Annotated in this window: 27 protein-coding genes and 4 pseudogenes; 5 read left to right on the forward strand and 26 right to left on the reverse strand. The window is 63.6% G+C overall.

Features of this window, described 5'->3' with window-relative positions; translation table 11 throughout:
* Window positions 1–7: 7 nt before the first annotated feature.
* The 4 genes and pseudogenes from ACFQDL_RS03215 to ACFQDL_RS03230 form a co-directional block, all read right to left on the reverse strand.
* Window positions 8–358, reverse strand: a complete 351-nt coding sequence (locus ACFQDL_RS03215) for a hypothetical protein (RefSeq protein ID WP_379907797.1) — start codon at window positions 356–358, stop codon at window positions 8–10.
* Between the two features lie 1,044 nt (window positions 359–1,402).
* A complete protein-coding gene (locus ACFQDL_RS03220) occupies window positions 1,403–1,612 on the reverse strand; it encodes a group II intron maturase-specific domain-containing protein (protein WP_379912833.1) in 210 nt (69 codons plus the stop codon).
* Window positions 1,613–1,780: 168 nt separating this feature from the next.
* Window positions 1,781–2,650: pseudogene (gene ltrA, locus ACFQDL_RS03225) on the reverse strand (group II intron reverse transcriptase/maturase); the annotation flags it as partial.
* A 739-nt stretch (window positions 2,651–3,389) separates the two neighbouring features.
* Complete coding sequence (locus ACFQDL_RS03230; RefSeq protein WP_379913472.1) at window positions 3,390–3,641, reverse strand: hypothetical protein; 252 nt, start codon at window positions 3,639–3,641, stop codon at window positions 3,390–3,392.
* On the opposite strand from ACFQDL_RS03230, the gene ACFQDL_RS03235 reads away from it, so the two are divergent.
* Window positions 3,591–3,710, forward strand: coding sequence for a helix-turn-helix domain-containing protein (locus ACFQDL_RS03235; RefSeq protein WP_379912835.1), 120 nt, complete (start codon window positions 3,591–3,593; stop codon window positions 3,708–3,710). The two genes, ACFQDL_RS03230 and ACFQDL_RS03235, sit on opposite strands and share 51 nt — an antisense overlap.
* Window positions 3,711–3,821: 111 nt before the next feature.
* Here ACFQDL_RS03235 and ACFQDL_RS03240 read toward each other — a convergent pair whose 3' ends face one another.
* From ACFQDL_RS03240 to ACFQDL_RS03320, 17 genes and pseudogenes are all read right to left on the reverse strand, one after another.
* The gene (locus ACFQDL_RS03240; protein WP_379907798.1) at window positions 3,822–4,433 is read right to left on the reverse strand and encodes a type II secretion system protein GspD; all 612 of its coding nucleotides are present in this window, start codon (window positions 4,431–4,433) and stop codon (window positions 3,822–3,824) included.
* Window positions 4,427–5,986 (reverse strand): secretin N-terminal domain-containing protein, encoded by a 1,560-nt coding sequence (locus ACFQDL_RS03245; protein ID WP_379907799.1) that lies wholly within the window; start codon window positions 5,984–5,986, stop codon window positions 4,427–4,429. Before ACFQDL_RS03245 ends, ACFQDL_RS03240 begins: the two co-directional genes overlap by 7 nt.
* On the reverse strand, window positions 5,979–6,644 hold the full coding sequence (locus ACFQDL_RS03250) for a hypothetical protein (RefSeq protein WP_379907800.1): 666 nt from the start codon (window positions 6,642–6,644) through the stop codon (window positions 5,979–5,981). Before ACFQDL_RS03250 ends, ACFQDL_RS03245 begins: the two co-directional genes overlap by 8 nt.
* Window positions 6,641–7,246: a type II secretion system protein GspM gene (gene gspM / locus ACFQDL_RS03255; protein WP_379907801.1), complete on the reverse strand. Its 606-nt coding sequence runs from the start codon at window positions 7,244–7,246 to the stop codon at window positions 6,641–6,643. Before gspM ends, ACFQDL_RS03250 begins: the two co-directional genes overlap by 4 nt.
* Entirely contained in the window at window positions 7,243–8,367 is a 1,125-nt protein-coding gene (locus ACFQDL_RS03260) for a PilN domain-containing protein (RefSeq protein WP_379907802.1), read from the reverse strand. Before ACFQDL_RS03260 ends, gspM begins: the two co-directional genes overlap by 4 nt.
* A gap of 137 nt (window positions 8,368–8,504) precedes the next feature.
* Window positions 8,505–9,440 carry a type II secretion system minor pseudopilin gene (locus tag ACFQDL_RS03265; RefSeq protein ID WP_379907803.1) on the reverse strand — a complete coding sequence of 312 codons (936 nt, stop codon included), beginning with the start codon at window positions 9,438–9,440 and terminating at the stop codon, window positions 8,505–8,507.
* Window positions 9,418–10,140 carry a prepilin-type N-terminal cleavage/methylation domain-containing protein gene (locus ACFQDL_RS03270; RefSeq protein ID WP_379907804.1) on the reverse strand — a complete coding sequence of 241 codons (723 nt, stop codon included), beginning with the start codon at window positions 10,138–10,140 and terminating at the stop codon, window positions 9,418–9,420. The genes ACFQDL_RS03265 and ACFQDL_RS03270 overlap by 23 nt, the downstream gene beginning before the upstream one ends.
* Complete coding sequence (locus ACFQDL_RS03275; RefSeq protein WP_379907805.1) at window positions 10,137–10,526, reverse strand: type IV pilus modification PilV family protein; 390 nt, start codon at window positions 10,524–10,526, stop codon at window positions 10,137–10,139. The genes ACFQDL_RS03270 and ACFQDL_RS03275 overlap by 4 nt, the downstream gene beginning before the upstream one ends.
* Window positions 10,519–10,809 carry a GspH/FimT family pseudopilin gene (locus ACFQDL_RS03280; protein ID WP_379912837.1) on the reverse strand — a complete coding sequence of 97 codons (291 nt, stop codon included), beginning with the start codon at window positions 10,807–10,809 and terminating at the stop codon, window positions 10,519–10,521. Before ACFQDL_RS03280 ends, ACFQDL_RS03275 begins: the two co-directional genes overlap by 8 nt.
* Before the next feature lie 149 nt (window positions 10,810–10,958).
* Window positions 10,959–11,030, reverse strand: a pseudogene (locus ACFQDL_RS03285) (prepilin-type N-terminal cleavage/methylation domain-containing protein); the annotation flags it as partial.
* Window positions 11,031–11,045: 15 nt separating this feature from the next.
* Window positions 11,046–11,371: pseudogene (gspG, locus tag ACFQDL_RS03290) on the reverse strand (type II secretion system major pseudopilin GspG).
* Entirely contained in the window at window positions 11,365–11,502 is a 138-nt protein-coding gene (locus ACFQDL_RS03295; RefSeq protein ID WP_379907806.1) for a prepilin-type N-terminal cleavage/methylation domain-containing protein, read from the reverse strand. Before ACFQDL_RS03295 ends, gspG begins: the two are co-directional and overlap by 7 nt.
* A 19-nt stretch (window positions 11,503–11,521) precedes the next feature.
* Entirely contained in the window at window positions 11,522–12,739 is a 1,218-nt protein-coding gene (locus tag ACFQDL_RS03300; protein ID WP_379907807.1) for a type II secretion system F family protein, read from the reverse strand.
* A gap of 3 nt (window positions 12,740–12,742) precedes the next feature.
* Entirely contained in the window at window positions 12,743–13,924 is a 1,182-nt protein-coding gene (locus tag ACFQDL_RS03305; RefSeq protein WP_379907808.1) for a GspE/PulE family protein, read from the reverse strand.
* On the reverse strand, window positions 13,924–14,085 hold the full coding sequence (locus ACFQDL_RS03310; protein ID WP_379907809.1) for a hypothetical protein: 162 nt from the start codon (window positions 14,083–14,085) through the stop codon (window positions 13,924–13,926). Before ACFQDL_RS03310 ends, ACFQDL_RS03305 begins: the two co-directional genes overlap by 1 nt.
* An 83-nt stretch (window positions 14,086–14,168) precedes the next feature.
* Window positions 14,169–14,462: pseudogene (locus ACFQDL_RS03315) on the reverse strand (type II secretion system protein GspE); the annotation flags it as partial.
* Between the two features lie 331 nt (window positions 14,463–14,793).
* Window positions 14,794–15,996, reverse strand: coding sequence for a GAK system CofD-like protein (locus ACFQDL_RS03320; RefSeq protein WP_379907810.1), 1,203 nt, complete (start codon window positions 15,994–15,996; stop codon window positions 14,794–14,796).
* A gap of 137 nt (window positions 15,997–16,133) precedes the next feature.
* On the opposite strand from ACFQDL_RS03320, the gene ACFQDL_RS03325 reads away from it, so the two are divergent.
* The 3 genes from ACFQDL_RS03325 to phnP all read left to right on the forward strand — a co-directional run bounded on the left by ACFQDL_RS03325 (window position 16,134) and on the right by phnP (window position 18,910).
* Window positions 16,134–17,348 (forward strand): EAL domain-containing protein, encoded by a 1,215-nt coding sequence (locus ACFQDL_RS03325; RefSeq protein WP_379907811.1) that lies wholly within the window; start codon window positions 16,134–16,136, stop codon window positions 17,346–17,348.
* 205 nt (window positions 17,349–17,553) lie between these two features.
* On the forward strand, window positions 17,554–18,153 hold the full coding sequence (gene phnN, locus ACFQDL_RS03330) for a ribose 1,5-bisphosphokinase (protein ID WP_379907812.1): 600 nt from the start codon (window positions 17,554–17,556) through the stop codon (window positions 18,151–18,153).
* Window positions 18,146–18,910 carry a phosphonate metabolism protein PhnP gene (phnP, locus tag ACFQDL_RS03335; protein WP_379907813.1) on the forward strand — a complete coding sequence of 255 codons (765 nt, stop codon included), beginning with the start codon at window positions 18,146–18,148 and terminating at the stop codon, window positions 18,908–18,910. Before phnN ends, phnP begins: the two co-directional genes overlap by 8 nt.
* Window positions 18,911–18,989: 79 nt before the next feature.
* Here phnP and ACFQDL_RS03340 read toward each other — a convergent pair whose 3' ends face one another.
* A complete protein-coding gene (locus tag ACFQDL_RS03340; protein ID WP_379907814.1) occupies window positions 18,990–19,598 on the reverse strand; it encodes a hypothetical protein in 609 nt (202 codons plus the stop codon).
* A gap of 94 nt (window positions 19,599–19,692) precedes the next feature.
* Here ACFQDL_RS03340 and dauA point away from each other — a divergent pair, with 94 nt between their 5' ends.
* A complete protein-coding gene (gene dauA, locus ACFQDL_RS03345) occupies window positions 19,693–21,417 on the forward strand; it encodes a C4-dicarboxylic acid transporter DauA (RefSeq protein ID WP_379907815.1) in 1,725 nt (574 codons plus the stop codon).
* A 279-nt stretch (window positions 21,418–21,696) separates the two neighbouring features.
* On the opposite strand, the gene ACFQDL_RS03350 is transcribed toward dauA, so the two are convergent.
* From ACFQDL_RS03350 to ACFQDL_RS03365, 4 genes are read right to left on the reverse strand one after another with little or no spacing between them, the layout of a single operon-like run.
* Window positions 21,697–22,182: a molybdopterin-binding protein gene (locus ACFQDL_RS03350; RefSeq protein WP_379907816.1), complete on the reverse strand. Its 486-nt coding sequence runs from the start codon at window positions 22,180–22,182 to the stop codon at window positions 21,697–21,699.
* Window positions 22,176–22,934, reverse strand: coding sequence for a molybdopterin molybdotransferase MoeA (locus tag ACFQDL_RS03355; protein WP_379907817.1), 759 nt, complete (start codon window positions 22,932–22,934; stop codon window positions 22,176–22,178). The genes ACFQDL_RS03350 and ACFQDL_RS03355 overlap by 7 nt, the downstream gene beginning before the upstream one ends.
* The gene (moaB, locus tag ACFQDL_RS03360) at window positions 22,931–23,479 is read right to left on the reverse strand and encodes a molybdenum cofactor biosynthesis protein B (protein WP_379907818.1); all 549 of its coding nucleotides are present in this window, start codon (window positions 23,477–23,479) and stop codon (window positions 22,931–22,933) included. The genes ACFQDL_RS03355 and moaB overlap by 4 nt, the downstream gene beginning before the upstream one ends.
* A gap of 10 nt (window positions 23,480–23,489) precedes the next feature.
* Window positions 23,490–23,903, reverse strand: coding sequence for a putative zinc-binding protein (locus tag ACFQDL_RS03365; RefSeq protein WP_379907819.1), 414 nt, complete (start codon window positions 23,901–23,903; stop codon window positions 23,490–23,492).
* Window positions 23,904–23,960: the final 57 nt, after the last annotated feature.

The raw sequence follows: 23,960 nt of genomic DNA on the forward strand, positions 1-23,960 counted from the left end.
CAATGACTCAGGGACTTTCATCGGTGGGGTTAAGATACTGGATAGCGTAGGCATTTATAATCTGGTCCTTGTCCGGTGTAGAGCCTACTTTATACTTCCACTCGGTTACATCCTGAATATCCTTTGACCCACCTTGAAAAAGTATATTTTGATCAGCAACCCCAGTATCAGGATTCTCGTCATTGACGATCCCAGTATATACCGAGGCTCCCGTTGGCGGACAGGTGCCCCCAATATCATATTCCAGGTACACGGTCTCCCAATCCACGGGAAAACCAGCGGCAGAGTCCTCCACCGCGTTGCCATCCAGCTCGAATATTCCCAGAGAGTCTACCGCTTGTACGGCGACCGTCGTCATCAGGCCGCCGCAAAGATGCAGTCAGTCAAGAAGGACATCACCTTGCCAAACGGTGTCTTCAGAAATGAGATAAGGACGTTTTCATGTCCCACCTTCCGTGATCCAGCTCCATCACGCACGGGAGCATCGATCACTCAAAGTTTCGCCATCGGTTGCGGCCCGTATGCTGATCGAGCGGCCTTGGCTCGGTTAAGGGTCTCCTGTCTTGCAATCAGCACCGGGCGGGAACAACTGCATGAAACTGCTGGGTGGGCACATCCGGTGCCCGACCGCATCTGTTCCGCAACGCAAACGAATGACGGAATGCATACAGCTTTGCCAGATCCTGAGAGCCTCTACGCCTCCCGGATTTCCGGTAGTTTCCACCACCGGATTTCGGCCAGCCGATGCGTGTGCCAAAGCCGTTTGGTGCCTTGTTTAATACAAGGACCGTGCCGTTTTTTTAATCGATTGAAAGTAAAGGCTTTTTTTCGGAGGCGAAATAAAAACAGACAGGATTCTGTAAGGTTAGGATTACAGTGAAACCCGGGGTTGATAGGTAACTTTATGATTTTCAAGAAAATTCATCCCTGTACAACATTGTTTCGGGTGATTTACGTTCTTATTAGTTTGGGACAGTAGACTCGCAGGGCTTCCCATAGCCTTGTTGATGGCAGCGGGTTCCGTGCCTGCGTCCAGGTCTGTGAGAGTGGTCCTGACTCGTAGGGGCTTCTGCAGGTTTCACGGGCAATCGAGAGGCTTTACACCCGCTTCGCTGTGGGCAGGCAGCTTGCGCAAGGGCCCTGCTGGAGATGATGGCTGTCGTCCCGAATAACACCTATGGAACTTCTCCACCGGCTTAAGCAGGACGTTTATCGGCATAGGGGCGGTCAGCACTGCTGACCGTTCCCCTGCCACACCACCCGGCATGCGGGTCCGCACCGGGCGGTTCGAGAAGTTGAGGTCATGAGAGACGCGGCACCCCCAGCCGGTCAAAGTAGGCAATCGTCAGCACATGGTGCCCCGCCGAGAGGCTGTTATGCCACCAACGGCGGCTCAGCGCCGCTACCGATTGCGCCACCCACGGGGCAGCCCCAGGCCGATCAGCTCCCGGTAGATCGTCTTGCCACGGCGCCACTGCTTGAACTGGAGGGCCCTCAGGCGGCGACGTATCCAGCCATCCAGACTGCGCCAGATGCGCGGCGTCTGTGCCAAGCCGAAGTAGCCTTTCCAACCCAACAGATAGCGTCGCAGCTTCTCGACCACCTCGGCCATGCTACGTCCGCCGTTTCGTCGGGTCAGTTGCCTGCCCCTTTGCTTGAACGCCTTCAGCGCCTTTTCCGATACCGCGCGCCGCACCTCGCCATCCCGACCCTGCCACAGGGCATAGCCAAGGAGTTTGCGGCTGAACACGCGGGTCACCGCACTTTTGGATTCATTGATCTTCAGGCGCAGTTTATCGTAGCAACGCCGCAGCAGGCGCATCACCCGCTCGCCCGCCTTCTGACTGCGCACGTATACATTGCAGTCATCAGCGTAACGGGCAAAGCAGTGCCCTCGACGCTCAAGCTCACGATCCACCTCATCGAGCAACACCTTGGCCAGCAGCGGTGAGAGCGGACCGCCTTGCGGCGTGCCCTCCACCCGCTCGATCACCACGCCGCCTTCCATGATCCCCGCGTTCAGTTAGGCACGAATCAGCCGGATCACCCCGGCGTCCTTCACGCGCTTACTGAGTCGGTCGATCAGGATGTCGTGATTGACCCGGTCGAAGAACTTCGACAGGTCAACATCGACCACGATGTGGCAACCTTGCTGGACATAGCGCTGCGCGGCCAGCACCGCGTCCCGCGCCCGGCGACCGGGGCGAAACCCGTAGCTGTGCTCGCTGGAGGTCGGATCGATCAACGGTTGCAGCACCTGCAACAGTGCCTGCTGTATCAGACGGTCGGTCACAGTGGGAATACCCAACTCACGTTCACTTCCGTCTGGCTTCGGGATGCCCACACGCCGCACAGGCCGGGGCCTGTACGTGCCGTCCAGCAGTTGCTGTCGGATGCTTGGCCATGCCTGTTTCAGGCACGTCCCGGTCTGGGCTATATCCAGACCATCAACGCCTGCGGCACCCTTGTTTGCCTTCACGCGTTTCCAGGCACGCTGCATGTTTTCTCTCGCGAGCACCTGCCTCAGCAGGTCTCGCCCTGCGTCCTCCGACTCTTGTCGCGCAAGGCCGGTTTCATCGCTGGCCGTTTGGGGCAGGGCTTCACCCTGACCGGGCACGACCCGCCCCGCGCAGGCGGGCATCTGATGCATTACCGTTCTCGTCGACAAGACGTTTGACGCTCCTTCTCGTTTGGCCCTTCGCCCCTTGCCGGCGGCTACTATGGCCTCTGCTGACTTCTCGCTCCGTGTCTCCACGTCGCCCTTTCAGGCACAAGGCGAGACCTCCCCGGGTAAGAACACACGCCTTCACCGCACAACCGCCGGATATACGCCACTTCGCCTTGGCCACGAGAGCTTCGCGGCTTCTTGCCCGCTCGCCCTGCTCGGCGGCGCCTCATATCCGATTCTTGTTCATCGGCTCACGGTTTACGCTCCACGCTTCCTCCCCACGGTCAGTCACCTTTGCGCAGTTGCGCTTCACTTCGTTCGCTGTGGCCAGCTTACGGGAGGACTTGCACCTCCAGGAGTGCGCCCGTGCCGGGTGCACAAGAAAGTAATCCATTGGATTACTATTGATCGCATGCTAACGACGATCACCGAGCTACCGGAGTATATACGCCGCTCCAGCGATCTGTTGGACGAGTCAGAACGCAAGTCGCGTTATCGACGACCTCGCGGCACATCCGCGAGCCGGCGATCCAATGGAAGGCACCGGCGGCATCCGGAAGCTACGGTGGCGTCGTGGAAGCAGAGGCAAGAGTAGTCCCTTCTGAGATATCGGACGAGCGCCAGTTCTACGAGACCGAGATGTGGCGGATTACGGCGCGCCCGTAATCAGGAGTAACCGGCACCCAGATGCGGTGCGCGCCTAATCCGCCCTACGGGCTGGTCAGGCTTCTCGTGAAAACAGCATTGGAGAAACACCATGGCTAACGCATTCAAGAGCATCGCGCAAGGATTGCAGGAAGCCCTCGCCCTCGAAGAGGGTAAAGCCGTCGCGGTCCGGGTTCATCGCCCGGAAGAGATTGACGTTGCCGAACTGCGTCATAGCCTCGGTTTGACGCAACAGGAGTTTGCCGCCAAGTTTTGCATCAGCCTCGGCACGCTTCGCCACTGGGAACGGGGAGATCGCAAGCCCCAAGGACCGGCTCTGGCGCTGCTACATGTAGTTGCCAAAGAACCTCAGGCTGTGCTTCGCGCTTTGGCTTGACGAGGCACCGGGCACCGATTTCGCAAAATAGGTGAACGGCCCATTCAGAGATTACGGATTCGCCCGGGGGCCGGGCTCCCACAAGAAGACAAACTTGGAGCCGGGGTGCTATCAGTTGTTCGCCTTCGCCGAATCCATCGGTTGCGACGGCAGGTTCAGGCCACGCAGCTTGTTCTGGTACTCGCGGGTCACCTCGCGGGCATCCGCGGTATCGGTCACGGCGGTCGGCGTGATCATCACCACGAGCTCGGTGCGCTGCACGCTCTTGCCCCGGCTGCCGAACGCCCAGCCGACCACCGGCACATGTCGAAGATAGGGAACACCCTCGCCGTCGTTGGTGTTGTTTTCCTTGATCAGACCGCCCAGCACCAGGGTTTCGCCGCTCTGTACCGCAACGCTGGTGTTGACGCGGCGCTGGATGATGGTCGGCGAGTCGATCCCGGAACTGGTGGTACGGTCGACATCGTTGACCTCCTGGGTGATATCGAGCACCACCATGCCACCGGCATTGACCCTCGGGGTCACCTCCAGCAGCACACCGGTGTCGCGATACTGGATCGTGCTGGTGACATTGCCGGTATCGCTGCTGGTATTGGTGGTCGACGAGGTCTGGATCGGCACCTGGTCGCCGACCCGTATTTCGGCGGTATGATTGTCGAGTACCATCAGCGTCGGTGACGAAATCACGTTCAGCCGCGAGTCCTGCGCCAGCAGGTTCAACAACCCCGGGTCTGACCGCCACTGATCACTTCGTAGCTGGCGCTGCCGACGAGGTCCGCCGCCGACGGCACCGGGCTCTGGCCGATGGTGCCGAATCCCTTGGTATTGCTGTCGAGATGGTTCTTGAAGAACCACTGCAAACCGTAACGCAGCTCATCCTCGAGCGAGACCTCGACGATGGTGGCCTCGACCAGCACCTGGAGCGGCAGCACGTCGAGCTTCTGGATCGCTTTGTAGACCTTGTCGTAATCGCTTGGCGAGGCCATGATCAGCAGCGCGTTGTTCTCCTCGTCGGCAATGATGCTGACCTCGCCGACATCGAGACTGGCCCCGCCGACACTGGCTTCTGCCCGCGTCAGGGTTCCGTCGTCTTCTTCGGCGGGCGTTTCCGTTGTGGTGGCCGTCGCCGGTCTGCGCGCCGCTTCGGCCTGTCGTGCCTGCTGCGTGCGGCGCTGACCTTCGAACAGCTGCCCCAGCATGTCGGCCATGCTTTCGGCACGACCGTTCTGCACGTAATAGACATACATCCCCAACCCCTGAGCACCTTCGCTGCGATCCAGCCGGGTGATCCAGGCCCGGGCATCGGTGAGATACTTGCGTTGCGGCGTAATCACCAGCAGGGCATTGAGACGCTCGATCGGCATGAAACGCACCATCCCGGCCAGAGGCCCGTCGGCCGCATCGCCGAAAATGGTTTGCAGCTCGTCAACGAGGGTCAGCGCATCAACCGACTGCAGCCGGAACAGCCCCACGGACATGCCCTGCAGCTGATCGACGTCGAACGTCTTGATGGTTTCCCGCAGGTTGATCAGCTCCGACTGGGTCCCTCCCAGCAACAGCAGGTTGCGCCGTTCGTCCGCTTCCATCATGCCCTGCTGCGGCTTCAATGGCTCGAGGATCTTCAGCATTTCCTGGGCACCGATATAGCGCAGCGGTACCACCAACAGCTGATAACCGCGATCGGCGCTGAGGTTGGCCCGCAGGCTGATGGCACCGCCATTGACGGCGTCAACCGGCACCACCTCGTAAAAGTCATAGTGATCGACCAGGGCGGCACCGTTGACCTGCAGCAGCTTCTCCAGTGTCGGCACCAGGGCTTCGCGGCTGATGGGACGGCTGGTCTGCATGTTCACAACACCCCGGACCCGGTCGTCGAGGATGTAGTTCACCTGCAGAATATCGCCGAGGATCGTTTTCACCACCTCGCTGATTTCGGCCCCCTGGAAATTGAAGGTAATATCACCTTCGACCGGTGCCTCTCCGGCTCTCCTGCCGACATCGAAAAAGACTCCGTTACCACCATAGAACTCCGCCCGCGGCGCCTGGGTCCCTTCCAGCACGCCGGCCTCCGCAGCAAAACGCTCAGGCTCTCCCACCACATCGACCTTGGTTTTCTGGCTGATAGCACTGGCCCCGCTCGGCTGGGCCTGCTGCCGGGCGTTCGCCCCGCGCCAGGGGCTGTCGAGGGCATTCTCATTTTGCATGTCCTGCAGCGCACAGGCGCTAAGCATCAGGCAGGAGACGAACAGCAGAGATTTTTTCAAGACCTTACTCATCGGGAGTCTCCGTGGCGGATTCAGCATCCTGCTCCAGCTGGCGCGAGGCGGCGCGGGTGCGTTCTTCTACGGTACCGGGCTCGGCGGCCTCTTCATCGCCGGCGCCCTGTTCCGGCGCTGCAACAGGTGTCATATCCCTGGGTTCCAGTAATTCCAGCGTCACCTGCTCGTCCCCGGAGCCCATGGTGACTGTTTCGGCGTTGATCTCGTCGAGTATCCAGTTGGCATCGAGCGGCATGCCGGCGCCGAGTGTCAACCGGCGGTCGCCATTGCGCTCTTGAAACAGCGCCTTGACCTCGTCGCCGACGATGACGATGCCGGTCAGCTTCCAGGTTTCCCGGAGCTCCTGGGCCGAACCGCCGCTTCCGGTATCCTCGGCCTGGGGCCTGCGGCTGGAATGGAACAGGGGCCGCTGCAGCATGTCATCGAACTGGCTGCGGGGCGGAAACGGCGGCAACTGCATGGGATCGGGCTGAGCCGGAACCAACGATGCGTCCGGTTCGATATCCGTGCCCAGGTCCGGCGCGTCGGACGGTGGAAGCGACTCGGCCGGCAGGCTCTCGACAGGCGCCTCTTCCTCATCCTGGGCCAGGAGCGGCCCTGTCAACGCCGTGAGCAACAGCAGCGCACTCAGGCGAAGTCCATTCAATACCCTCATGGCACCTGCTCCTTGCCGGCATAGCCAGTGAGATCGAAACGAATATCCAGTGCCGGGACCGACTGCACCTGCACGCGGCGATTATTGCGTCGTGATACCCGGGTCTGGCGGCGGGGATTGGCCAGTACCGTCACATTCTCGGCGAAGAGTGCAGGCTTCCCCGATTCGATGTTGTAGAAAAGATCCACCAAGTCCTCGAGTTCACCACGCATATGCACCTGGATACTGATCGCCTGCAGCGGTCCCTCCTCCTCGCGACTGAGGATCTGGGTACTGATCACCTGGCCGCCATTGCGCCCGACCAGCTGATGCAGATACTGCTGAAGATGCGCGGCCGCCAGCGCCGGTTTGCTCTCGGGCAGATAAAGGTCGGTCACCGGATTGGCCGCCTGCAGCTGCACCAGACGGGCTTCGTCGGCTTCGAGCCCTTCAGCCAGGCGGCGATAGATCGCCAGTTGGTTTTCCAGCGTTTCGATGCGCTCGCCATAAGCCAGGAAGCTGCCAACGAGCGGCTGGATCACATAGAGGATAAGCAATAGAACGGCGATGATCAGCAGGCCGACGGCCAGCAAGCGGCTGCGTTGCGGGCTCATCGGCTTCATGGCGCCGCCTCCTCGTAGGGACTGGCCGGCTCTTCGAGCCGGGCTTCGATGCTGAAACGCTCGCGCCGGCTGCGCGGATTGATGGTGACCGGCGAGGTGAAATCGACCGACATCAGCATCTCCGACTCCTCCAGGATACCGATCAGCGATGAAGCGCTGCCGGACTCGCCCTGTATCCGCAGGCTCTGACCATTGAGTTCGAACCGGCTGAGCCAGGTGTTGTCGGGCAGCAACTGTGTCAGTTCGTCGAGCACGAACAGTACCGGCAGCTGCTCGGCCTTGCGCCGTCCAAGGTATTGCCGGCCATCGACCAGGGCTTCGATCTCGGCACGGATCTGCTGAGCCCGTTGCGCCTCTGCACGGGGCTGATCGAGCGCCGCTTCCAGCGCTTCGACCCGTTGCGATCGCTGGTAGAGCGGAAAACCGACCAGCATCACCAGCAGCAGGGCCACGATGATCAGTCGGTTTCGCATCGAGCGCTGACGGCCCTGCGTATTGCCGCTACGCAGCTCCGGCGGCAGCAGATTGAGCCTGTGCCGCTCGGCAGAGGTCCGGGCCTCGACCGGCAAAACTGCGGTCGGGACGATGCCGAAGGTCTTGAGCCGCTGCAGCAACGTATCGAGCCGCTTGCGGGGAAGCAGATAAAGATCGACCAGAATCCGCTGGGCCGCCGGCTCACGCCGGGTGACGCGATAACCGAAATAGACATCCTCCGCCTTGAAGGGCGTATGCCGGTCCATCTCGAAGCCCAGCACCGACGCCAGCCGCGGTTCGGTCACCGCCGGCAGCGCAATGGACTTGTGCAGCACCGCGCCCGGCTCGAGCTGAAGCACCGTCCGGCCGGCCTGGCTCGCCATCTGTCGCAGCTGCTGGATCAGAGCGGGCGGCGGCGCAACGTTCAAAGGCAGACGGTAGATCTCTTCGGTGTCATCCAGAACCACCAGCTCCACTTCCTCCTGCGGCTCGACGCGCACCACCAGCGCCTGGCCGCTGAAGCGGCGCCGCCATCCGGTCGGCAACAGCCCGTAAAGCTCCCCGCTCCACCAACGCCAGAAACGGGCCAGCGGATCTCCCAGCTCCTGCTGCCAGCGTCTGATCCTGCTACCGGTCGCGTCGATCACACCGTCTCCCTTTAGATGCAATTGATTTGTTGAGCCTAGTTCATATTCGCAAAATGGTGACGCGTGACGGGCGACGCGTTACGCGAAAAAGCCAAAGAGCCCGCGACCGTCGACAAATGTCTATCACGCGAGACGTGTCACCTGTCGCCTTCTGTTTCAATCACCGGCTGCATTTCCCGCTTCAGATCCGTCAGCGTGAAGGCCCCACGCTGCGAGCGGCCACGCCTGACCAGGTGGGCACTGTAGCGGCTACGCACCACCGGGCCGACCTCGGCTTCGGTCAGCACCCTATAGTTGATGCCGGAGCGCCCCTGGCTGACATACTGGGAAAGCCCAACCGGTGGCTCCGGCGGTTCGAGGCCGTCGAGCCGGTTCTGCCGGCGCTGCTCGATGTACTGGTCGACCGTTCCCTCGTCCGCGCCGGGCAGCGCCAGCAGTGCCAGGCGCGGCGCATAGAGCGGGTTGATGGCCGGCAGTCCGTTCAACACCGTGACACTGCCCTTCACCTGCCGATAAAGCCCCGGGGTCATGCCCAGCACCAGCTGCAGCTCTTCGACCTTTTCGAACCGGGCGTTGGCCGGCCCCTTCTCACGGCCGACCGCCAGATAATCGTCCTCCTCGGCGCCGTTGAGCCGGCGCAGGTCGTCTTCGTCGCGCCAGTCGAGGATCGCATCGGCCAGGGCCTCGGCCCGGGGACCGTCGAGCTCCGCCGCCAGAAACAGGCCGGTCAGCAGCTCTACCGGCGCCGCATTCAGATCGATCTTGCCGCTCTCGTCCTGCAGCGCGACGTGCACCAGGATATCGTCCAGTTCCAGCACCTGGATGCCGCCATCGGCCAGCCACTGGTTCTCTTCCGGCTGCTGCAGATTCCACAGCGCCCACTGCATGCCCGCCTCGCTGGCATACTTGCCGCGCGTCGCATCGACCAGGTTCTGCGCCAGCAGGCCGTTGCTGCGGCTGCCCTGGGACAGGTTGCCGGCCATCAGCGACAGCAGTACCAGGACCCAGAGCACGGCCACCAGCGCCAGGCCCCGTTGCCGGTGCGCAGGCTTACAGAAGCGTTTTTCCGCCATAGCGGTACTCCGTCGGCGATACCAGCAGTTCTGGCCAGAAGGCGGTATCGGCCTCGCCTGCCAGCCCGTCTTCGTCCTGCGGCAGGACCTGGAAGCGAATCAGGTACGGCAGCACCGATTCCTCGACCCATTCCCGGCGCCATTCGGGCTGATCGGTCTGGTCGTAATAGAGGTACTCGAACTCCAGCTCCGCCACCCCTTCCAGCAGCACCCGCTCCTCGGGCTCGGTGAACGGGATCTCCTCGCCATTGAGTCCTTCCCCGGTCGGCTCGAACGGCGCCAGCCAGTCGATGATCTCCCCTTCGGTATAGGGCCGGGTCGTCATGATCAGCTGTTTCAGTTGCGTTTCCGTTTCCTTGACGCGGAGCTGGCACCAGTAGAATTCGGCGACGCCGTTGCGGGTCGGCAGCTCGGTGACGAAGATCAACTGCTCCCGATCGCCGTGCATGGCCACCGACAGCCTGGCGTCGATATCCCGCAGCCGCAGCGGCTGCGCCTGTTCCAGCAGCCGGCGCACGAAGGTCTGCACCAGATACCGCTCATGCACCCGCTCCTGCTGCGAGACCACCCGTTCCCAGCTGCCGGTGGCGATGCGAAAGGCACCGAACACCAGCATCGCCACCATGCCGGTCAGCAGCAGGGCGATCATCAGCTCCACCAGGGTGAAGCCCTGCATCCTGTGGGTCGGTTGACGAATCATTCCTCGTTCACCAGCCGCAGGGTACTGAGGGTCAGCGCCTGATTACGGTCCCACTCGACGGTGACATCGATGCGATAGGGCACCAGAGTCGCATCGAAGCCTTCGTCCTGCTCCGGAAAGTCGAAGCGATCGATGCGCGACACCCAGCGGAAGCGGTCGTCGATGCGGCCCTCGTCACGGCCCGGGGTGATTTCATTCAGCGAACCCAGTTCCGCCATGCGGGACTCGGCCAGCAACAGCGCCTGCTGGCGCGCCGCGGCGCTGTCGGTGGTGCGCATCGTCAGCGAGAAGATCTGCAGGATGACGCCGAGCGACAGCGACAGGATCAGGAAAGCCACCAGCACCTCGAGCAGGGTGAAGCCGCTGTTCTGCCTGCGCCTATTCACCGGGGACCCGCTCTTCGTCACGCCCGCTGCCGTCATCGATGCGGACCCGGCCGGTCAGCCAGTCGACGCCGATCTCGTATCGGCCGCCGCTGCCGGTAAGCACCACTGTGCCGCCGCTCGAGCTGCCGTCGGGATAAAAGCGGATGCTGGGACCGCTTTCCGGGTCCCCTCGGTCGGCGGCACGACGATCTCGTTGCCGAGCGCCAGGGCGCCGTCGTCGTTCAGGGTCAGCTCGATATCGACCGGCAGATCCAATGGCTCGGTACGGTTGCTCAGGCGCAATGCGTGGGCCTCGGTATCGACGCTGAGCGCGACGAGTCGGCTCTCGGCCATCGCCTGGCTGCGCAACTGACGCAGCAGCGCCGCGGTTTTCTGGGTATAGCTCTTGAGTTCGACGCCCGGAAGCACTGCGGCAAAGCGCGGTACCACCAGACTCAGCATCAGGGACGCCAGCACCAGTACCACCATCAGCTCGAGCAGCGTAAAGCCCCGTTCCATTCTCATGGCGAACTCGAGTACCTACTCCCAGCTGCGTACATCCTGGTTTTCACCATCGCCGCCCTCTTTGTTGTCCGCGCCGAGGGAATAAAGATCGAACTCACCGTTGCGGCCCGGATATTCGTAGACATAGTCGAACCCCAGGGATCCTTGCGGATCACCTTTTTCTTCAGATAGGGGCCGTTCCAGTTCGGCGCGCTGGAGGGCTTCTCGATCAGCGCATCCAGCCCTTCGTTGCCGGTCGGATATCGACCCACCTCGAGCCGGTAGAGATCGAGCGCCGCGCTCAGCTCCTCGATCTGCAGCGCCGCCGTCTTGGTCTTGGAGGTCCCCAGATGTTTCAGCACCGGGGACCGACCAGGCTGGCCAGCAGGCCGAGGATAACCAGCACGACCAGCAGCTCGAGCAGCGTAAAACCCCGCTGAGGGTGCCCCGCTGACGGGGTGGGGGAATGTTCAAGAGTGGAAAGCTTGCTCACGGTTAAGATTCCTCACAGGTCAGATAGGCAGTTCGTTGATCGACATGATCGCCACCAGAATCGACAGGATGATGCCGGCAATCATCAATCCGAGTCCGACGATCAGCACAGGTTCCAGGATCGTCAGCATGCGCTGCACGGCATTGGCCACTTCGCGGTCATAGACATCGGCGACCTTGAGCAGCATCTCGTCGAGCTGCCCGGTCTCCTCGCCGACCTGGATCATCTGCAACGCCAGCACCGGGAAAACGCCGGTCGCCTGCAGCGGCTCGGCCAGACGGCGCCCCTCCTTGAGACTGACGGCAGCCGTGTCGGCCCCCTCGGCCATGGCCTGATTCACCAGGGTGTCGCGGGCGATCTGCAGGGCCGTCAGCAACGGTACACCGCCGCGCACCAGGGTGCCGAGACTGCGACTGAAACGCGCCGTATCGAGCCGCTGCAACAGACTGCCCGCCAGCGGCAGACGCAGTACCCGGGCATCCCAGCGCAGGCGCGCATCCGGATCCTGCAAACGGCGCCGGAAAACCAGCGCCGCGAGAATCAGCAACAGCAATATCCAGGGACCCAGGTCACGGATGAACTCGGCAATGCCGATGACGATACTGGTGGACAGCGGCAGCGCCCGCCCCATGTCGTCGAACAGTTGCTGGAACTGCGGTACCACGTAGGTGAGGATGATCAGCAGCGACAGGCCGGCGACAATCAGCAGGATCAGCGGGTAGAGCAGCGCCGACAGGGTTTTCTCCCGCAGTTCGCGACTGCGCTCCATGTAGAAGGCCAGATCGGTCAACCCCTCGCCAAGGCTGCCGGACAGCTCGGCCGCATGTACCATGCTGATGTAGAAGCGGGAAAATTGCCCGCCCTGCTCCTTCAGCACGGCCGACAAGGACTGCCCCTTGCGTACCCCCTCCTGAACATTTTCCAGCAGCGCCCGGGTCTCTGCATCCCCGGCAACCCGGCGCATGATTTCCAGCGCCCGGTCGAGCGACACCCCGGCGCGCATCAGGGTCGCCAGATCCAGGGTAAACTGCAGCACCCTTTTCTGCGACGAGCCACCAAGGCTCAGCTTCAGCTGCAGCAGATTCTGCAATCCTGCGCCGCTGCCCTCCTCGACCGAGATAGGGATCAGCCCGGAGCGCTGCAACTGCTGCACCGCCAGCGCCTGATCGCCAGCTTCGACGGCGCCGCTGCGTTGTTCGCCCTCCGGCGTCACCGCGCGGTACTGAAACTGCGGCATGGATCAGGTCTCCTGGGTGACACGTATGACTTCTTCGAGATTGGTGATGCCCGCCAGCGCCTTCATGCAGCCATCCTCGTACATGGTGCGCATGCCGGCGGCCCTGGCCGCCTGATGGATACGCCCGGAATCCGCATGTTGCAGCGACAGGCGGCGGATTTCATCGTTCATTTGCAGTAGTTCATGAATCACCACCCGGCCATGGAAGCCGGTGCCCTGGCAGTGCTGACAGCCGCCGGCGCGGTACAGCTGCACCGGCTTGCCGCCGCTCAGCGCCTCGAGACCGAGCTCGGCCACCATCTCGGGCAACGGCGTATAGGCTTCCTTGCAATGGTTGCAGAGCACCCGTACCAGGCGCTGGGCAATCACCGCATTCAGGGTCGAGGTCAGCAGATAGTCTTCGACCCCCATCTCGAGCAGACGGGTGACACTGGTCGCGGCGTCATTGGTATGCAGGGTCGAGAGCACCAGGTGCCCGGTCAGCGCCGACTGGATACAGATGCGTGCCGTTTCGAGGTCGCGCATCTCGCCGACCATGATGACATCGGGGTCCTGGCGCACGATCGATCTCAGGGCACTGGCGAAGGTCAGGCCGATCGACGACTTCACCTGGATCTGGTTGATGCCCTCGAGCTGGTACTCGACCGGATCCTCGACGGTGATGATCTTGCGCTCGGGCGTATTGAGGCGATGCAACGCGGTATAGAGCGTCGTGGTCTTGCCGCTGCCGGTCGGCCCTGTCGCCAGTATCATGCCGTTGGGAATCTTCAGCAGTTCCTCGAGCGCCTGGCGGGTGTCTTCGGCGAAGCCCAGGGCGACGAAGTCCAGCGAGACGCTTTCGCGGTTCAGCAATCGCAGCACCACGCTCTCGCCGTACATGGTCGGTACCGTCGAGACACGCACGTCGAGATCCTGCCCCTGAACCCGCAGCTCGATGCGCCCGTCCTGCGGCAGACGCCGTTCGGCGATATTGAGACGCGCCATGATCTTGATACGGGAGATCACCGCCGGCGCCATCTTCATCGGCGGCGCTTCGCCCTCTTTCAGCACGCCGTCGATGCGATAGCGTACCTTGAGGCTGTTCTCGAACGGCTCGACATGGATATCCGAGGCCCGCGCCTCGACCGCCCGCTGGATGATCAGGTTGACGAGCCGGATGACCGGCGCGCCGCTGGCCATGTCCATCAGCAGCTCGACGCTCTCCTCGCTCTCCTCCCCGGCGCCACCTCGGACAGGATATCGCCCATCTGGCTCTGGCCCTCGCCATAGAGCCTCTCCAGCGCCGTATCGATCTCGGAGCCGATACCCACCAGGGGACGGACCTCGCAGTCGGCCGCCAGCGCCACGGCCTCGGCGGCAAAGCGATCCTGGGGTTGGCCATCGCCAGCACAAGGATATCGTCCTCACGCCGCAGCGGCACCAGCTGAGACTCTTTCAGAAAACGGAAGGAGAGACCGCTTTCGAGCACCGGGGTTTCGGGATAATCGGCGGCGGCAGCCTGTGGCAGTTTCAGCAGCTCGGCGAGACTGGCCGCCATATTGCGCTCCGATACCAGTCCCAGCTTGACCAGCAGAACCGACAGTGGCGACTCGTCGGCCTGGTTGCTGCGCATGCGTTCGACCCGCGCGAGATCCGCCTCGGACAAACGCCCGGCCCGCACCAGCGCCTGACCCAGTGCTTTGTCGTCCAGTTGCAGCAGCTCGGTCTGTTCGGCCACGGCCATCGGTTTTCCCCTCCCGTTCGCTGTCCGACACTCTCATTTGGTGCGGTTCACTCCGTTCACCGGCACCCTACGTCAAGCGTTCTTCGTAGGGTGCTGGTAAGCGCAGCGCAGCGCACCGAATCTTCTACGTCACTATAGCCGAAGTTCCGCCTCGCCAAAGGTTGCCGTCCTGCTCTAAGCTGAAGCGGAACAGGATCGAAGGATCATGCCGGTGTAGGAGCACGGCCCTCCGGGCGAAACTGTGTTGCACCGAAGCTATTAACCGACAGACTGGGCTCCCATAGGCGTGTAGACCCCAGTCTGTCGGGCGAACTGACCGGTCCCCCGCGGCCTACTGGCCGACCGACAACAAGGCCGCGACCAGCAGTTCGGCATCGGCCAGCGGCGCGCTCTGGTCAGACACCAGCCGGCGGTCGAGCACGCGGATGCCGAGTGCCTCCAGCGCCGGACGGTCGATGCCGCCATTGTAGTGACCATTGCGACTGTCGACGACAATATGGCTCAGCAACTGGCTGGAAGGCGTTTCGGGGCCACAGTCGGCGTGCAGCACGGCGAGCAGCCGGTGCACGGCATCGGTCAGGCTGATACCGAATTGCTCCGGGTCGCCGCCCAGGCTCGGCACGTAGACCTTGGGCGCGTCGGAGGCCGCGATGGCACGCCCGGCACCGCGGGGAAGCAGATTCGCCAGCACGCTGGTATAGAAACTGCCGGGCGGGAAGCAGATCATGTCCGCCGCCGCGATCATCGCCCGCCGCGACTCCGGCAGAATGGACTGTACGGGCGCCAGCTCGTCGAGCGACTGGCTCAGGCTCAGCCCTTCGATCACCGCGCCGCAGGCCGCCAGATCGAGCCCTGTGATCAGGTGCTCGCCGATCACCCGGCGGCCGTCGCTGAGTTCCGCCACCAGGTGGTAATGGTCATTGGTGACCGTATGCACTTCACCGAGTACCTCGGCGTAGCGGGCAAATTCGGCGATGGCCGAATCCAGGTCCTTGGCGTTGCGCAGCCAGGTACCGGTCAGCACGAGGTTGCCGATACTGGCGCCGCGCAGATCGAAATCAGCCGGCATGGCTTCACGGCAGGCCTGGAGCTGAACACAGATCAAATGCCTCAGCGGCGGGTCGATCACCCGTGCAAGGGGGTGAGTACCGGCAACAATGGTGTCCAGCTCTGCCCACAGCTGCGCCGGGGCATCGTCTTTCGACAACCGGTGCGCAAACAGCCGCACGCCCTCCGGGTGTCCGGTGACCCGCTCGTCGGCCAGCGACATCAGCCTGCTGCGCAGATCGCCGATGGACGGCATGCCGAACGCCTGACGCAGAATCGCCGAACTGCCGCCCGAGTCGTAGGGCGTCACCAGATGAACCGAGTTATGGGTATGGAACTTGAGCGCGCGACTGGCGCCGTCGAGCGCCGAGCCACCGGTAAAAAACAGCAGTGCCGGCCCCTGCTCCGGCGCCCTGGCACCGCATCCCGAGCCGGACGAGTCCATGCCCTGAAGCGCAGCGCTATGGGTCTGTTTCCCTGATGCCATCGATTGAGCGTGCCTGTCGTGCGGATAAGGCCGACCATTATCCCCATTCCGAGGCTCCGACGATAGACCGAACCCTGAACCTTCTACCGATGGCACAGTGCTTGCTCCAACCGAGCATACTGTTTCGGGACACTCACATGACTGCCAAGCTTTTTCCCTGCTTCCAGCCCATCATCGAGATCGCCAGCGGCCGCGTTATCGGCCATGAGGCCCTGGCCCGCCGCCGGAGCGTCGGCGGTGCTATCGAGTCCGCGGCCGACATCTTCAGCGACATGAGCCGCAGCCCCGGGGAGCGCCTGGAAGCCGATCGCAGGGTGCGCTATCAGGCCCTGGAACGCTTCGCCGCCGACGCCGACAACGGCTTTCTCTGTCTCAATCTGTCCCCCGAGTGGATCGACCAGCTCGAGTCGCTGGACCGGTTGCCCAGCCTCGAAATGATCCGCGAGATCGGCCTCGATCCGCACCGGGTCGTGCTCGAGATCACCGAGCACGCGGGCTGCGTCGAGCGCATCCGCGACCTGGCCGAGCAGTACCGCGATGCCGGCGTGCGGATCGCCTACGATGACTTCGGTAGCGGCTTTCAGCAGCTGGACCGGCTACAGGCCTTCACCCCGGACCTGATCAAGCTCGATCTCGGAATGCTCCACAAGGGTGCAGGCAACGCACAAAAAAGGATCATTCTGCAGCAAATCGGGCAGATGGGCGCCCAGCTCGGCAGCCGGATCGTCTGCGAAGGCGTCGAAACGGCCGAGGACTTTTTCCTCGCACTTCACTGCAATGCCAGCTACGTTCAGGGCTATCTGTTCGAGCCGGCATTGCCGGAACTGGCCGCGGCCGATGCCACCTGCCCGCGGGTACGGGAACTGCTGGCCCGGCACCTGGACATGACGGTCGAGCAGACCGCCCGCCGGCAATGGCAGAGCGAAGGGCTGCACAGCAGCCTGCAGGCCCTGCGAGACCTGCTGCTCGCCGACGCCAGCCCGCGGGCCTTGGAGCACTTTCATCCGGCCCGGGGCATACTGCGCTTCTATATCTGCAACCGGCACGGCGAGCAAATATCGCCGAACTACCACTTCACCGAAGGGCACTGGCATGCCGACCGGAGCGTGATCGGCAACAACTGGAGCTGGCGTCCCTACTTCTACCAGTTGATCGGCTCGCCGGACTACGCCCGTCGGGTCCTGCACTCTTCGCCTTATCTCGATCTGGGCACCGGTCAGCCCTGTATCACCCTGAGCCTGGCGCTGGATGCCGACCGGGTAATGCTGGTCGATGTCCAGACGCCTGAAGCGACCCTGGTCTCCGGAACCTTCCACAGCGAACTGATGCCGGTGCAGACATCCGAAATCTGAGCAAAAGACCCCGGTTGTTCCGACACGGATAGTCAGGTTGCATGCCTGAAGCATGATGGCTGCCAAATCTCCGGCCACACTTCACTAACATTTCAGGAAGTAATTCTGAGAATGGCATTATTTCCTGAAACGTTAGTAAGTTGCAGTAGGGAGCCGCCGACGGCGGCTTCGACATCCGCAGCATGCCGGGAGGTCGACTTTGAACATGTCTGGAAGCATAGCCGCCCTGTTTTCCGAACCCAGCCGTGGCGCCCGCCTGATCTACCTGATGGGCCCGTCCGGCAGTGGCAAGGATACGCTGATCCAGGCGCTCAAGGCCCGTCACCACGAGGTGCTGGTTGCGCACCGCTATATCACCCGCCCCTGGCGCGCGGGCAACGAGAACCATGTCGAGCTGAGCCCGCAGGAGTTCGCCCAGCGCCAGACCCTGGGTCTGTTCCTGATGAGCTGGGAGGCTCATGGTCGCGACTACGGCATCGGCTGCGAGGTCGAGGCCTGGCTCGCGGCCGGCCATCCGGTACTGGTCAACGGTTCACGCGGTCATCTGGAGGAGGCCCAGCTGCGTTTCGGACCGACACTGTTGCCGGTGCTGCTGCGGGTTGACGAAGCGGTGCTGCGGGCGCGCCTCGAAACCCGCGGCCGCGAGTCGCCCGCCGAGATCGAGGAGCGCCTGGCGCGGGCCCGGGAATACGGTAACGGTATAAGCGACAAGGCGGTCGTCATCGACAACAACGGCCCCGTCGAGCAGGCCGTCGAGGTGCTCGAGCGCCTGCTCGAAGCGCCGGAGCTGAGCCTCGATGGTTGAACTCGAACTGCTCGGTACCGGCGATGCCGGCCGGGTGCCGCTCTGGGGCTGCGAATGCCCGGCCTGCGATCGTGCCCGCCTCGACGAGCGCTACCGCCGCCGCCCCTGCAGTGCGGCGCTGCACGCAAGGGACGGCATCACGCTGATCGATGCCGGCAGCACGGATCTGGCCGAGCGTTTCACCTTCGACGAGATCAGGCGGATCTGGCTGACCCATTTCCATATGGACCATGTGCAGGGGCTCTTTCATCTGCGCTGGAGCGAGCGCATCGAAAGGATCCCCGTCTACCGGCCGGAAGACGACAAAGGCGCCGACGACCTCTACAAGCACCCGGGGGTATTGAGTTTCCAGCCGCCCTGCCGGCCCTTCGAGTCCCGACGCTTTGGCGCGATCAGCGTGACCCCACTGCCGCTGAACCATTCGCGCCCGACCCAGGGGCTGCTGATCGAAACGGCCCATACGCGCCTGGCCTGGCTCACCGACACCGTCGGCCTGCCCGACGAAACCCGGGACTTCCTGCTCGGCCAGCCACCCCTGCACTGGCTGGTGCTGGACTGCTCCGTGCCGCCGCAGGAAATACCGCCGCGCAACCACAACGACCTCAACCAGGCGCTGACGATTCATAACATTCTGGCGCCGAAAAGGACCCTGCTGACCCATGTCGGCCAAAGGCTCGATACCTGGCTGATGGAGCATCCGGGCGAGTTGCCCGAAGACGTTACAATTGCGACGGACGGGATGCGGATCGGTCTGTAGTTGTTTGCCCCACAAGCAGCAAATAACTGCCGTGCCTGACCGATTCGCCGTAAGAAGGTGCCCTTCGGGTGCGCAGCGCCTACGGGGACATGAGGAAACCCAGCAGGATATAGAACCCGAGATACAGCAGCGGATAAACAACGACCAGCGACCAGAGCAGCCCGATGCGCACGCCCCTTCGCAGGTCGGCCTCGCGGATTCGGCCCACCAGGGCGCGCGACAGCCAGAGCGCCAGCAGCATCGCCGGAATCAGCACCGACCAGAACAGCGGAAATTCGAGCCCGGCCAGCCAGCGGCCGTCGAACGGCTCCGGAAAATAGGCGAGCGGCGCCAGCAATAGCGGCGGAATGCGCCAGCTGCCGCTGCCGGCATAGACCAGCGCCAGCGGTACGCAGAGCAGCATCGCCAGCAGGTGCAGCAGCCAGACCGCCCGGCTCGGCCGCACCTCGCGCTTGTGCCGCTCGACGGACTCGAGCTGACGCGCCCAGCGACCGTAATGGTAGTCGTTCAGCCGCTCGAGATGGGGTTCGAGGGCCGGGATCCGGTCGCTATTCTCGCGCACCCAGAGCAACGCATCCTCAGCGCTGGCGAAGCGCCGGCGATAACGGAGGCCGAAGCGCTTCTGCTCGCAGCCGAAATCGTCGTGCCGGGAATCGTAGCGCACCGGATTGGGTATCGGTTCGGACATGGTCATTCCTTAGAGCTTTTGGCTAATTGAAACCGAAGGCTTATTCCATATAGAGTATAAGCCTTTAGCTTCCGATCATAAGGATGCGCCCGCCATGCCCCACCGCGCCCATCTCTTTTCGCTGCGTATCGCCAATGCCCTGCGCGAAAGCTGTCTCGCCGAGCCCTATACCGGCCGGCGTTTCGCCAGGGATCTGATGGCCGGCATCACCGTCGGCATCATTGCAATCCCGCTGGCGATGGCGCTGGCGATCGCCAGCGGCGTACCGCCGCAGTATGGCCTCTATTCGGCGATGATCGCCGGTTTCGTCATCGCCCTGACCGGCGGCTCGCGCTACAGCATCTCCGGGCCGACCGCCGCCTTCGTCGTGATCCTCTTTCCCGTGGCCCAGCAGTTCGGGCTCGCCGGCCTTTTGCTGGCGACGCTGATGTCCGGCCTGATCCTGGTGGCGCTGGCACTGGCCCGTCTGGGCCGGTTGATCGAGTATATACCGGAACCCGTGACCCTGGGCTTCACCTCTGGTATCGCCATCGTCATCGCGACACTGCAGGTCCGGGACTTCTTCGGTCTGGATATCGAGGAGTTGCCGGAGTCCTGGCTCGGCAAGGTTGAAACCCTGCTGCTGGCGCTGCCGGAGCTGGACCCCGCGAGCCTGGCGGTTGCCGCCATCACCCTCGGTCTGATGATCCTCTGGCCGAAACTGAAGACGCCGGTCCCGGGCCACCTGCCGGCGCTGCTGATCGGCGTGGGCCTGTCGCTGCTGCTCGGCGCCTTCGGCCAGGAAGTCGATACCATCGGCTCGCGCTTCAGCTATCTGCTGCCGGACGGCACCTCGGGCCAGGGCATCCCGCCGGTGCTGCCGTCCTTCGAATGGCCCTGGTTGCAGTCAGGCCCCGGTGGCGAGCCGCTGGCGCTGTCGTTCGAGACCCTGCGCGCCCTGCTGCCGGCGGCCTTCACCATCGCCATGCTCGGCGCCATCGAGTCGCTGCTCTGCGCCGTGGTGCTCGATGGCATGACCGGCAAGCGCCACAACGCCAATACCGAACTGCTGGGACAGGGGCTCGGCAACCTGGTCGCCCCCTTCTTCGGCGGTATCACCGCCACGGCCGCGATCGCCCGCTCGGCGGCCAACTACCGTGCCGGCGCCGAGAGCCCGGTTTCAGCAATGATCCATGCGCTGGTGGTGATGGCCGCGCTGCTGGCGATCGCGCCGCTGCTGTCCTACCTGCCAATGGCGTCGATGGCGGCGATGCTGCTGATGGTGGCCTGGAACATGAGCGAGGCCCACAAGGTGGTGGCACTGGTGCGCCGGGCGCCGGCCGGCGACATCCTGGTGCTGGTCGTCTGCCTGTCGCTGACGGTGCTGTTCGACATGGTGATCGCGATCGCCACCGGCATCGTGCTGGCCTCGCTGCTGTTCGTGCGCGACCTGGCGGCGATGACGAAGGTCAGCGAGATCGGCGGCAACCGCCGCCTGGTGCCCGAGCCGCTGCCGCAGGGCTGGTCGCTGTACAAGATCAACGGCCCGCTGTTCTTCGCCGCCGCCGACCGGGTGTTCTCGGAGCTCGAGCTGCTCTGCCGCTACAACGACGGCGTGCTGCTCTATCTTGACGGCGTGCCGATGCTCGATGCCGGCGGGCTCTCGGCGCTGGAGAAGTTCATCGCCAGTTGCCGCGAACGCAACGTTAAGCTGCTGATCGCCGACCTGCAGTTTCAGCCCCTCAAGGCCCTGGCCCGCGCCGGCATCCAACCCGTCGAGGGCCGCCTCGCGTTCGCCCCGACCCTGGCCGAGGCATTGGAGCGAGTGGGAAAAACCTGATGGACGGTGCGGTTCGCAGGCTCACCGGCACCCTACGCGGCTTCCGATCATGTAGGGTGCTGCAGAGCACAGCGAAGCGCATCGAACGGCATTGTTGGGCTTCGGGCTGCGCCCTCAGGCCAACCTACGGTAACAACGCACCTGTCGTAGGGTGCTGGTAAGCGAAGTGCACCGCACCGATAAGCGCGTCTGTAGGAGCCCGGTCTCCGGGCGAACAGGAATTGGCACCGAATTTATTCGCCCACAGAGTGGGCTCCCACAGGCGCCATTTCGCCCCTCCTACATCCCCAGTTCCGAGAACGGGATGAATTCGAGTTTCATGCCGCGCTCGACGGCGGTCTGCGGCGGCACCACCAGCAGGCCCTCCGCCAGCAGCGCCGAGCTCAGTACGCCGGAACTCTGGTTATGGGCCGGCGCGGCCAGCAGGGTGCCCTCCTTCTCGCTCAAGGCCACCCTCAGGTACTCCTCGCGGGCGATGCGCTTGTCGCGGCTGAAGCCTGCCAGCACCGGGTAGCGGCGTGGCAACAGGCCTGTCGCCTGCCCCTGCATGCGCAGCAGGTAGGGCCTCGCCAGCATCAGGAAGGTCACCAGCACGGCCCCGGGATTGCCCGGCAGACCGATGAAGGGCGTCTCGCCGATGCGACCGAACGCCAGCGGCTTGCCCGGCTTGATGGCGATGCGCCAGAGACTGAGTTCGCCCAGTGCCTCGATCGCGCCCTTGACGTGGTCCTCGTCACCGACCGAGACGCCGCCACTGCTCAGCACCAGATCCCCCAGCCGGCGGCGTCCTGCAGCGCGGCGCGGGTCGCCTCCGGGGTGTCGGCGACGATCCCCGGACTCCAGACCTCGGTATCGAGTCCTTTCAGGAGTCCCAGCAGCGTGAAATAGTTGGAGTTGTAGATCTGTCCGGGCGCGCAGGGCTGCCCCGGCATCACCAGTTCATCGCCGGTGTTGATCACCGCGACGCGCAGCCGGCGATAGACCTCGACACCGTCCACCCCGACCGATGCCAGTACTCCGAGCTGTGCCGCACCGAGACGGGTGCCGGCCGCCAGCAGAGACTGTCCCGGCGCGATATCCTGGGCGGCCCTGCGGATATGGTCGCCGGGGCCCGGACGCTGGCGCAGCCTTATAAGATCGCCATCGCGCACCACCTGCTCCTGCATCACCACGCAGTCGGCGCCGGGCGGAATCGGCGCGCCGGTGAAGATCCGTGCCGCGGTGCCCGGCACCAGAGTCTGCGGTGGCTGGCCGGCGGCGATGCGCTGCTCCACCGGCAGCCGGAGGTCATCACCCAAATCCGCCAGCGACAGCGCATAGCCGTCCATGGCGCTGTTGTCGACCGGCGGCACCGCGATCGGCGAGACGACATCCTGGGCAAGCACCCGCCCGGTTGCATGATCCAGCGCCAGCCATTCGGTTTCGGCCACCGGCCGCGCCGCCTCGAGCAGCGCGGCCAGCGCCTGGGCGAACGGCATCAGCACGTCCTTGACGGAATCGCAGCCGCAACCGCTCATGACCGGCTCCCGCAGGCGGTCTCGGCCTTCGGCACCACCATCTCGACGAAGTTGCAGGGCCGGTGGCGGGCATCGAGCTGCTCGACGATGCAGCGGTCCCAGGCGGTGGCGCAGGCCCGGGGCGAGCCGGGCATGCAGAAGATGACGGTACGGTTGGCGACGCCGGCCACGGCCCGCGATTGCATTGTCGAGGTGCCGATCTCCTCGTAGGAGATGGCGCGAAACAGCTCGCCATAGCCCTCGATCGCCTTGTCGAACAGCGGCTCCAGCGCCTCGGGTGTGTTGTCGCGGGCGGTGAAACCGGTGCCGCCGGTCACCAGTATGGCCTGCACCTCGGGGTCGGCGATCCAGATCGACGCCTGGGCGCGCAACTGATAGATATCGTCCGGCACCAGCGCCCGGTCGGCGAGCCGATGTCCGGCTTCCTGCAACCGCAGCTGCAGGGTATCGCCGGAGGTGTCGGTTTCCAGCGTGCGGGTGTCGGAGACCGTCAGCACGGCGATATTGAGCGGACGGAAAGGTACCTTGTCGTGAACATGTCCCATAGGTTGTTCCTCAGGAAGCAGCCAGTTCGCCGACCAGCCGGATGACTTCGGCGGCGACCTCGTTGAACTGTTGTGCATCGGCCTTGCAGCCGTTGCGTTTGCGATAACCGAATTCGTACAGTTTCAGATGGCGGTCCGCCTCGACGCCTTCGCGGGCCAGGCATTGCGCGACGCAATGCAGCGGACAGCCGTCGATGCCGATGACCGGCCGCCCGGAGCGGGCGGTCTTCACCAGCGCCGGAACCCCGCCGCCGACGCCGGCGATGCAGGACATCTCGACCACACCCTGGTGGTCGAGATGGACGGCGACGTCGTTGGCCAGCTGGGCCACATTCGAACAACCCGAGCAGGAATACAGTAAAGGCAGGTCGCGGCGGCGCGTCATTTCAATCCCCCTCTGGCCCAAATGGCCAGCTGCGGTCATTACATCCGGAACAACCCGAGCATGAATACAGCAAAGGCAGATTACGGCGGTTTACCA

The sequence above is a fragment of the Marinobacterium aestuariivivens genome (assembly GCF_042661465.1).
In the GTDB taxonomy this organism is placed as follows: Bacteria; Pseudomonadota; Gammaproteobacteria; order Pseudomonadales; family Balneatricaceae; genus Marinobacterium_A; species Marinobacterium_A aestuariivivens.